General features: G+C 70.4%; 1 protein-coding gene. It reads right to left on the reverse strand.

Translation table 11 applies throughout. The annotated features are described in order from the left end of the window. Positions 1-20 precede the first annotated feature (20 nt). Complete coding sequence (locus tag HYQ63_RS01040) at positions 21-11,876, reverse strand: type I polyketide synthase (RefSeq protein ID WP_179932062.1); 11,856 nt, start codon at positions 11,874-11,876, stop codon at positions 21-23. Positions 11,877-11,879: the final 3 nt, after the last annotated feature.

Below are 11,879 nucleotides of genomic sequence, written 5' to 3' on the forward strand. Positions count from 1 at the left end.
CGAAGCCTGAGCCGCGGGGCTCAGTTCGCCCATGGCTTGCCGTCCACCAGAGAGAACAGCTCGTCGTCGGTCGCGTCGTCGATCTCCTCGGTGCCCGCCCGTGTCTTCGGGCCGCCGTCGCTCTCGGCCCATACGGCCAGCAGCTTCTGCAGCTTGGCGCCGACTTCGGCGCGGATGGCCTCGTCGGTGGGCACCGTCTCGGCCAGGGTCGACTGGAGTTTTTCGAGTTCCCCGAAGAGGAATCCGGCGCCACCGTCGTCCTCCGGCACCAACTCCGCCCGCAGGTAGTCCCGCAGGGACAGGACCGTGGGGTGGTCGAAGACGAGGGTGGCGGGCAGTTGCAGGGCGGTGGCAGAGCTGAGCCGGTTGCGCAGGTCCACCGCGGTCAGCGAGTCGAAGCCGAGGTCGTTGAACGCGCGTGTCGGATCGATCGACGCGGGTGAGGCGTGGCCGAGCACGGCGGCGACGGAAGTCTGCACCATGTCGAGCAGCATCCGGTCCCGCTCGGCGGGCGAAAGCTCCTTCAGTCGGTGGGCCGCTCCCGCTTCGCCGGCGGCCGTGGCATGGCCGACGGATCGTCGCTGCTCGGTGGCGGGCGCAAGGTCGCGCAGCACGCTGGGCAGCGTGTCCCGCCGCCCGGCAAGCGCGCTGGTCCGCAGCCCCATCGGTAGTGTGACAGGCTCGTTGACCTGCAGAGCGGCATCCAGCAGGGCGAGCGCGTCCTGGGTAGAGAGCGGTGGAAATCCCTGACGCCGAAGGCGGGCGATGTCCGCCTCACTCAACCGGCCCCCCATGCCCTCGGCCTGCTCCCACATACCCCACGCCAGCGATGTCCCGGCGAGCCCCCCAGCCCGCCGGGACACCGCCAGCGCGTCCAGCACCGCGTTACCCGCCGCATACGCCGACTGACCCGCGTTGCCCACCACACCGGCAATCGACGAGAACAGGACGAACGCGGCCAGATCACGGTCGGCCGTCAACTCGTGCAGATGCACCGCCGACTCCGCCTTCGCCGCGAGCACCCGGGCCAACCGCTCCGGCGTCAGACCAGCGATCACCCCGTCATCAAGTACACCAGCGGTGTGCACGATGCCCCTCAGAGGCGCACCCTCAGGGACCGCGTCCAGCACACCGGCCAGCGCCGCCCGATCACTCACATCACAGGCAGTAATCGTCACCCGCGCACCCAGCCCGGTCAGCTCATCACGCAACTCCTCCGCACCCGGCGCCCCGACACCACGCCGGGAAAGCAACAACAGATCACGGACACCATGGGCGGTCACCAGATGCCGGGCCACCACCGCACCCAGACCACCCGTGCCACCGGTCACCAGCACCGTGCCCTCGTCCCAGCGTGTGACCGGGACGTCCTCGTCCGTGGCGGGAACGGCCATCCGTACGACCCGGGGCAGCCGGATCCGCCCCTCACGCACCGCGAACTGGCTCTCCCCGGATTCGGCCGCGTACGCCGCCACGGCCCGGTAGGAGTCCCGCTCGCCGTCCACATCGGCCAACACGAACCGGCCCGGGTGCTCGCTGATCGCCGACCGCACCAGACCCCACACACCCGCACTCGCGAGATCCAGCTCACTCGCGTCGGCAGCAGCATCCAGCGCGACCGCCCCCGTGGTCGATACCACCAGGCGCGAATCCGCCAGACACTTCTCAGCCAGCCACGTCCGCATCGCCGCCAGCACACCAGCAACCCGACCAATGAGATCACCAGAATTCGCCACCACCGGCAGGACCACCGTGCTGGGAACCGCAGCGCCCCCGGCCACGGCGGCGGTCAGCGCTCCCAAATCCTGGTAGCCGGTCGCCGCGACACCGGCGGCGCGCCACCCGTCCTCGGTCTGCGCATCGGTGCCGAGGACGGCCCAGTCGCCGAGTTCGCCCGGCTCGGCCGGAGCCGGCGCGGAAAGCCAGTCCAACCGGAACAGACCGTCCGTGGGCGCGGAACCCGCCCGGGCGAGGTCTGCTGCGGAAACCGGTCGCAGCACCAGCGAGTCGATCTCGGCCACCGGCTGACCAGCGGCGTCGGCCAGCCGTAGCCCGTACTCGCCGGTCCCTCGCGGCGACAGGCGGGCCCGCACGGCGGGGGCGCCGACGGCGGACAGCGACACGCCGGACCAGAGGAACGGCAGCATCGCGCTCTCGGCGTCCGGGTTCTGGAGCCCGAGCGCGTGCAGCACCGTGTCCAGCAGCGCCGGATGCAGACCGTACGCCGACGCGTCCGCGGCCACCTCCTCCGGCAAGGCGGCCTCCACGAGCAGGTCACCGTCCTGAGCCCATACGCTCAGAAGCCCCTGGAACGCGGGTCCGTAGGCCAGACCGGCACCGGTCAGTCGCTCGTAGAGCCCGTCCAGCGCGACCGGTTCCGCACCGGCAGGCGGCCAGACGCTCAGGTCCCAGTCGGCGGCGGCACGCTCGGCCGTGAGGGTGCAGGTGGCGTGCAAGGTCCACGGCTGCTCGGCGTCGGCGTCCTGCGGGCGGGAGTAGACGCGCAGGGTGCGCCGCACCTCGCCGGGCTCCGGCGCGTCGATGCCGATCTGCACCTGAACGGCGCCGTCCTCCGGGAGGACCAGCGGCGCCCGGAGCGTCAGCTCTTCTACACGGTCGCAGCCGACCCGGTCACCCGCCTGCACAGCAAGCTCAACGAACGCGGTACCCGGCACCAACACCGAACCCGCCACCACATGATCAGCCAGCCACGGATGCGACCGCACCGACAACCGCGACGTCAGCAACACCGCATCCGAACCCGCCACCGCAACCGAAGCACCCAACAACGGATGCCCCGCCGCACCCAGACCCAAGCCGCTCGCATCGGTGCCCGGCCGGACGGACCCCATCCAGAAACGCTGCCGCTGAAACGCATACGTCGGCAGATCCACTCGCCGCGCACCGGTCCCGGCGAAGACAGCGGGCCAGTCCACCGTGACGCCTCGTACGAACAGCTCGGCCACGGCACCCAACACGGTCCCGGCCTCTTCGCGCCCCTTGCGCAGCACCGAAACCGCAGTGTCTGCTTCGGACCGCGCGAACGCGGTCAACACCGGGTCCGGGCCGATTTCGAGCAGCCGGGTCGCCGCCTGTTCACCGGCGGCTGTCCGGAGGGCGTCGTGGAAGCGGACCGGCTCGCGCACCTGACGAACCCAGTAGGCGGGGGTGGTCCAGTCGCTGTCGGCGAGCGGCTGGCCCGTGACTGTGCTCACGGCCGTGAGCACCGGCTGCCGGTAGGTCACGCCCGCCGCGACATCCGCGAACTCCGCGAGCATCGGCTCCATCAGCGGCGAGTGGAACGCATGGCTGACACGCAGCCGAGACACCCGCCGACCCCGCTCCCGCGCGACCGCCATCACCCGCTCGACCACCTCCTCGCCGCCGGAAACCACCACCGACGTCGGGCCGTTGACCGCCGCGACCGCGACGGGCTCGCCCCCGGAAAGCACCTCCAGGATCTCGACAACCTCAGCCTCGTCGGCCTCGATCGCCGCCATCGCACCGCCTGCGGGCAATGCCTGCATCAACCGGCCCCGAGTCGCCACCAAACGGGCGGCATCGGCCAGCTCGAGGACACCCGCCACGTACGCCGCGACGAACTCACCCACCGAGTGGCCCAACACCACATCCGGCACCATGCCCCACGACCGCAACAACTCCACCAGCGCAGCCTGCACCGCGAACAGTCCGCTCTGGGCGTAGCCGGTACGGTCCAGCAGAGCTGCCTCCGCCGAACCCTCCGCCGCGAACAGCACCTCGCGTACCGGGGCTTCGAAGCCCGGCCTGCCCGCCAGCTCGGCGTCCAGGTGGCCGCAGACCTCATCCAGGGCCCGCCTGAACACGGGGAACGTACCGTACAACTCACGGCCCATGCCGAGCCGCTGGCTCCCCTGCCCTGTGAACATCCACGCCGTACGCCCCTCGGCCGCCACTCCGGACACCACGGTCGGATCGGCGCCGGCCAGAGCGGTCACCTGTGCGCGCAGGGTGTCCCGGTCGGTGCCGAGTACGACGGCACGGTGGTCGAGCACCGCGCGCGTGGCCGCCAAAGACAACCCGATATCGGCGGGAGCGGCGTCCTGCTCGTCGAGGAAGGCCGCCAGCTGCCCAGCCTGCGCGCGCAAGGCTTCCGCGGTCCGGCCGGAGAGCACCCACGGCACGACGGCCGGCTCCGCGGTCGGCCGCTCGCCGCCCATGGCCGGTTCGATCTCGGGAGCTTCCCCGGCCTCCTCGATGATCACGTGCGCGTTGGTCCCGCTGATACCGAAGGACGAGACACCCGCCCGGCGCGGGCGGCGGCCGCCTCGAGGCCACGCGCGGGCCTCGGTCAGCAGCCGTACCGCACCGGAGTCCCAATCGACATGCGACGAAGGTTCGTCGGCGTGCAGCGTCCGCGGCAGCCGCTGCTCGCGCAGCGCCATCACCATCTTGATCAGCCCGGCCGCGCCGGCAGCGGCCTGGCTGTGCCCGATGTTCGACTTCACCGAGCCCAGCCACAGCGGCTCGGCACCGTCGCGGTCCTGCCCATAGGTCGCGAGCAGTGCCTGCGCCTCGATCGGGTCGCCGAGCGTGGTACCGGTGCCGTGGGCTTCGACCGCGTCCACTTCGGACGGCGCTGTCCCGGCGGCGGCGAGGGCTTGCCGGATCACCCGCTGCTGCGACGGACCGTTCGGCGCCGTCAGACCATTCGATGCGCCGTCCTGATTGACCGCACTGCCGCGTACGACCGCGAGCACCGGATGCCCGAGGCGCCGCGCGTCGGACAGCCGCTCCAGCACCAGTACGCCAGCACCCTCGGCCCACCCCGTACCGTCCGCGGCCTCCGCGAAGGACTTGCACCGACCGTCCCCGGCCAGCCCGCCCTGCCGCGAGAACTCCAGGAAGATCCCCGGGGTGGCCATCACCGTCGCGCCGCCGGCCAAGGCCAGGTCGCATTCGCCCGCCCGCAGCGCCTGGCCCGCGAGGTGCAGCGCCACCAGCGCCGACGAGCAGGCGGTGTCCACCGACACCGCGGGGCCCTCAAGGCCGAGGGAGTAGGCGAGACGGCCCGATGCGACGCTCGGGGTACTGCCGGTCAGGAGATAGCCCTCCGTCTCTCCCTCCGGCTCGTGCATGTTCCCGCCGTACCCGTTCGCAGACACCCCGGCGAACACGCCGGTGGCCGAGCCGCGCAGCGACAGGGGGCTGATCCCGGCCCGCTCCAGCGCCTCCCAGGAGGTCTCCAGCAGCAGCCGCTGCTGCGGATCCATCGCCAGCGCCTCACGCGGCGAGATCCCGAACAGCTCGGCGTCGAACCGCGCCACGTCCGGTACGAATCCGCCACCACTGACGCCAGTCGTGTCGACCAGCGTCCGCAGGTCCCAACCACGATCGGCGGGCAGCGAGGAGAAACCGTCACCGGCCGAGTCGACCAGGTCCCACAGCGCCTGCGGCGAGGTCGCGCCACCCGGATACCGGCAGCCCATGCCGACGATGACGATGGGGTCGTCGTCCACGGACATCGCCGTCTTCCGGACGGGCGAAGCGGTCTGCTCGACCACCGCGCCCAGGACCCGCGTACGCAGGTGGTCCGCCAGCGCGGCGGGGTTCGGGTGGTCGAAGATCAGGGTGGCGGGCAGCTGGACGGCGGTCGCGGTGGTGAGGCGGTTGCGCAGATCGACCGCGGTCAGCGAGTCGAAGCCGAGGTCCTTGAACGCCCGCCCGGCATCGACCGCCGCGCCCGACGCGTGCCCCAGCACCGCGGCGACCTGGGTCTGTACGAGGCCGAGCAGCAGCCGGTCCTGCTCGGCGGCGGGCAGTCCGCGCAGGCGGCGGGCCAGCTCGCCGCCGCCGACGGCGGCAACCTGCCCGTCGACGGTCCGGCGCTGCCGCATCGCCGGGACGAGTCCGTGCAGCACGGCGGGCACGCTGTCGCGTACCGCGGCGAGTGCCGAGGTCCGTAGGGCGACCGGCACCACCACCGGCTCGTTGATCCGCAGGGCGATGTCGAGGAGGGCCAGCCCGTAGTCGGTCCCCAGGGCCGGGAAGCCCTGGCGCCGCATCCGGCTCAGGTCGGCTTCGCCGAGTCGGCCGCCCATGCCTTCGGAGTTCTCCCACATGCCCCACGCCAGCGACACAGCCGGGAGCCCCTGGGCTCGCCGGGATACCGCGAGGGCGTCGAGCACCGCGTTGCCCGCGGCGTAGGCCGCCTGGCCCGCATTGCCCACCACACCCGCGAAGGAGGAGAACAGGACGAACGCGTCCAGATCACGGTCCGCGGTGAGTTCGTGCAGATGAATGGCGGAATCGGCCTTTGCCGCCAGCACCCCGGCAAGCCGTTCCGGAGTCAGCTCCGCGATCATCCCGTCGTCGAGCACCCCAGCGGTGTGCACCACGCCCCTCAACGGGGCATCGTCGGGGACCGCACCCAACACATCCGCCAGCGCCTGCCGGTCGCTGACATCACACGCGCGGATCGTCACCCGCGCACCGAGAGCGGTCAACTCCCGTTCGAGCTCACCCGCCCCCGGCGCGTCGGGCCCGCGCCGGGAGAGCAGGAAAAGGTCCCGCACCCCGTGTTCCGTGGTCAAGTGCCGGGCCACGACCGCGCCGAGACCACCCGTACCGCCGGTCACCAGCACCGTGCCACGCTCACCCCACGGCACCGGCACGGTCAGCACAACCTTGCCGACATGCTTCGCCTGCCCCAGGAAACGCAACGCCTCCGGAGCCCGGGCAATGTCCCACGCCGTGACCGGAACCGGCCGCAGCACACCACTCTCGAACAACCCCAACAACGCCGCCAGCATCTCGCCGATCCGCTCAGGACCCGCATCCATCACGTCAAACGACCGATACATCACCCCCGGATGAGCATCAGCCACCTCACCCGCATCCCGAATATCGGTCTTGCCCATCTCCACAAACCGACCACCCGGCCGCGTCAACCGCAACGACGCATCCACGAACTCCCCAGCCAGGCAGTCCAACACCACATCCAGCCCGACACCACCCGTCGCCGCAGAGAAAACCTGCTCGAACTCCGTCGTACGCGACGAAGCAATACGATCAGCCGCAACACCCAGCCCACGAACAGTCGGCCACTTGCCCTGACTCGCCGTCGCGAACACCTCCGCACCCAGATGCTGAGCCAACTGCACCGCCGCCATACCCACACCACCAGCAGCGGCATGAATCAACACCGACTCACCGGCACCCAGACCCGCCAGATCGACCAGCGCGTAGTACGCGGTCAGATACACGATCGGCACCGACGCCGCCTGCTCGTACGACCAACCACCCGGCATACGCGCCAACATCCGCGCATCCGCCACCGCCGACGGCCCGAACCCCCCGTCCAGCAGACCCATCACCCGGTCACCCACAGCGAAGTCGTCCACACCCGGACCGACCTCCACCACAACCCCGGCACCTTCATGCCCGAGCCGACCAGCGTCCCCCGGATACATCCCCAGCACATTGAGAACATCCCGGAAGTTGACCCCCGCCGCACGCACACCCACGCGCACCTGGCCGGGGCGCAGCGCCTGGGGTTCCTCGGGCACCAGCGCGACGCCGTCCAACTGGCCCTTGGCCACAATGTCCAACCGCCATGCCGAACCCACACCCACCGGAGGCTCCAACACCCCGCCCGAAGCCATCCGCACCAGCCGCGGCAGCCACACCCGCCCCTCACGGACGGCGACCTGGTCCGCACCCAGCCCGGCGAGGCCGACAGCCAGGGCCTCATACGACTCCCGCGCACCATCAACGTCGGCCAGCACAAACCGCCCCGGATGCTCACTGAGCGCCGAACGCACCAGACCCCACACCCCAGCACCAGCGAGATCCAGCACATCGCGAGCACCGTCCTCGGCCGAGGCCACCTCCACCGCACCCGACGTCAACACCACCAACCGCGACCCCGCAAAACGCTCCTCAGCCAGCCATTCGCGGACCACGGCCAGCACACCGGCCACCGCGTCGGTGACCTCGACGTCTGTGGAGCGGAGCGGAAGCACGACGGTGTCCGGGACGGCGGAACCGTCATCCAGCGCGGCGGTCAGCGCGGCCAGATCGGCATAACCGGTCACCGGAACACCCGCGTCGCGCCACTCATCGGTCTCGGCGAGTACGGCCCAGGCAGTACCCGACCCGCCGATTTCGCCGGGCGCGGGGGCGGGTGCGGGTGCGGGGATCCAGTCGAGGCGGAACAGGCTGTCCCGAGTCGGGGAGTTCGCGGCAGCCAAATCCGCGGTCGACACCGGCCGCAGTACCAGCGACTCCACCTCGGCCACCGGAACACCCGTAGCGTCGGCGATCTGCAGGGCGACCTCGCCAGATCCCCCCACGGACAGCCGCACCCGCACCGCGGCCGCACCGACCGCCGACAACGACACACCCGACCACAAGAACGGCAGCACCGCTCCCTCGCCGACCTGGTCCCCCAGCCCCAAGGCGTGCAGCACGGAGTCCAGCAGTGCCGGGTGCAGACCGAAGTCCGCCGCATCACCGGACAGCGACTCGGGCAGAGCCGCCTCTACGAACAGGTCCTCGCCGTGCCGCCAGACCTCCCGCAGACCACGGAAAGCCGGACCGTACACCAGGCCACCACCGGCGAGCCGTTCGTACAGGCCCTCCACCGGAACCTGCTCCGCACCGACAGGCGGCCACACGGCCAGATCCCAATCACCGACAGCCCCACCAGAGATGAGAGTCCCCGTGGCATGCAGAATCCACGGCTCCTCGACCGCCGCGTCCTCCGGGCGCGAGTAGACGCGCACTGCGCGTCGGCCCTCCTCCGTACCCTCGGCACTGTCGATGCTGAGCTGCACCTGCACCGCGCCCTGCTCCGGCAGCACCAGCGGTGCCTGCAGCGTCAGTTCCTCGACCCGCTCGCAGCCGACCCGCTCGCCAGCCTGCACCGCAAGCTCAACGAACATCGTGCCCGGCACCAGCACCGAGCCCGCCACAGCGTGATCAGCCAGCCACGGGTGCGATGGGACCGAGAGCCGCCCGGTCAGCAGCACCGCGTCCGATCCGGCAACGGTCACCGCCGCGCCAAGCAAGGGGTGCTCAGCCGCGCCCAGGCCCAAGCCACGAGCGTCGGTGACCGGCCGGGAAGCCTCAAGCCAGTACCGCTGCCGCTGGAACGCGTACGTCGGCAGGTCCACCCGTCGCGCGCCCGTCCCGGCGAAGACTGCCGCCCAGTCGACCTTCGCGCCACGCACGAACACCTCGGCCACGGCAGCCAACACGGTCTCGGCTTCAGGCCGCCCCTTACGCAGGGCCGACACCACAGTCACGTCCGAAGCCGCCTTAGCCAGCGCGGCCAGCACCGGATCCGGACCGACCTCCAGCAGCCGACTGACACTCTGTGGACCGGTGGCGTTCTCAAGAGCATCGTGGAAGCGAACCGGTCGACGGACCTGCCGCACCCAGTAGTCAGCAGTCGCCCAACCCCCTTCGTCCACCAGCTCACCCGTAACCGTGCTCACCGCCGGGAGACTCGGCTGCCGGTAGGTGAGGGTCGACGCGATGTCGGCGAACTCCGCGAGCATCGGCTCCATCAACGGCGAGTGGAACGCATGACTCACCCGCAGCCGGGACACCCGACGGCCCCGCTCCCGCGCAACCTCCATCACTCGCTCGACCGCATCCTCGTCACCGGAAACCACCACCGACGTCGGCCCGTTCACCGCCGCAACCGCCACCCGCTGCGAGTCCGGCAGTCCTCGCAGAATCTCGGAGACCTCGGACTCCTCACCCTCAACCGCCGCCATCGCACCACCCGCAGGCAGCGCCTGCATCAACCGGGCACGGCCCGCCACCAACCGCGCGGCATCCGCCAGCTCGAACACACCCGCCGTATACGCGGCGACGAACTCACCCACCGAGTGGCCCAACACCACGTCCGGTCCCATGCCCCAGGAACGCAGCAACTCCACCAGCGCGGTCTGCACCGCGAACAGCAACGTCTGCGCATACCCGGTCTGCTCCAGCAGAGCCGCCTCCGCGGAACCCTCCGCCGCGAACAACACCTCCCGCACCGGGACCTCAAAACCCGGCTCACCCGCAAGCTCCGCGTCCAGAAAACCGCACACCTCATCCAGGGTCTTCGCGAACACCGGGAACACGCCATACAGCTCACGGCCCATACCAAGCCGCTGGCTACCCTGCCCCGTGAACATCCAGCCCGTACGCCCCTCCGACACCACGCCGGACACCACGGCAGTGCCGCCCTCGGCCAGCTCGGCGACACCCGAACGCAAATCCTCCAGATTCCCGCCCAGCACGACAGCACGGTGATCGAGCACAGCACGCGACGTCGCCAGCGACAGACCCAAGTCGATACCGGAGCAGTCCTGCTCTTTGGCAGACTCGGCCAGGCGTCCGGCCTGCGCCCGCACCGCCTGCGCGCTCCGGCCCGACAGCACCCACGGCACCACCGGTAGCCGCTGCCCCGAAGGCGGATCTTCGGCCACGTCAGGTTCGGGCTGGAGCTCGAGCTCGGGCGCTTCCTCGACGATGATGTGCGCGTTGGTGCCGCTGATCCCGAAGGACGAGACACCCGCTCGGCGCAGACGCTCCCCCTTCGGCCACCTACGAGCCTCCCTCAGCAACTGCACAGCACCCGCCGTCCAGTCCACCTGCGCCGAAGGCTCATCCACGTGCAGCGTCCGCGGCAACCGCTCCGCACGCAGCGCCATCACCATCTTGATCAGACCAGCGACACCAGCGGCAGCCTGCGTATGGCCGATGTTTGACTTCACCGAACCCAGCCACAAGGGCTCGTCCTCGGACCGCGCCTGACCATACGTCGCCAGCAACGCCTGCGCCTCGATCGGGTCACCCAGCCGCGTACCCGTACCATGCGCCTCAACAACGTCCACCTCGGACGCCGAAAGCCGCGCCGACGACAACGCCTGACGAATCACCCGCTGCTGCGACGGACCATTCGGCGCCGTCAACCCATTCGACGCACCATCCTGATTGACCGCACTCCCACGTACGACCGCCAGCACCTGATGCCCCAGGCGCCGCGCGTCGGACAGCCGCTCCAGGACCACCACCCCAGCACCCTCGGCCCACCCCGTCCCGTCCGCACTATCCGCAAAAGACTTACAACGGCCGTCCGAGGCCAGACCCCGCTGCCGCGAAAACTCAACGAACGTCGACGGCGTCGACATGACGGTGACACCACCGGCCAACGCCATCCCACACTCCCCCGAACGCAGCGCCTGACACGCCCAATGCAGGGACACCAACGAAGACGAACACGCCGTATCCACCGTCACCGCGGGCCCCTCGAACCCGAAGACGTACGCGATACGGCCGGAGAAAATGCTGCCCGCGTTCCCGTTCCCGAGAAAGCCTTCGACTTCCCCCGGAGCGACCTGCAACCGCGACGCATAGTCGTGGTACATCAGCCCCGCGAACACACCCGTCGACGAACCACGCAACGACAACGGATCAATTCCGGCCCGCTCCAGCGCCTCCCACGACGTCTCCAGCAACAACCGCTGCTGCGGATCCATCGCCAGGGCCTCACGCGGCGAAATACCGAACAGCTCCGCATCGAACTCGGCCGCGTCATGCAGAAAACCGCCTTCCCGCGCGTACGAGGTGCCCGCACGATCCGGGTCCGGGTCGAACAGGGCCTCGAGGTCCCAGCCACGGTCGGCCGGGAACCCGGTGATCCCGTCGCCGGCCGAGTCGACGAGCTCCCACAGGGACTCGGGAGACGACACACCACCCGGGTAGCGGCAGCCCATCCCCACGATCGCGATCGGCTCGTGGTCCTTCGCCTCCGCTTCTCGCAGACGCTGGCGGGTCTCGCGGAGGTCGGTGGTGAGACGCTTGAGGTACGTCAGCGTCTTCTCATCAGTGGACACGTG

The organism is Streptomyces sp. Rer75, from assembly GCF_013414305.1.
Classification (GTDB): domain Bacteria; phylum Actinomycetota; class Actinomycetes; order Streptomycetales; family Streptomycetaceae; genus Streptomyces; species Streptomyces himastatinicus.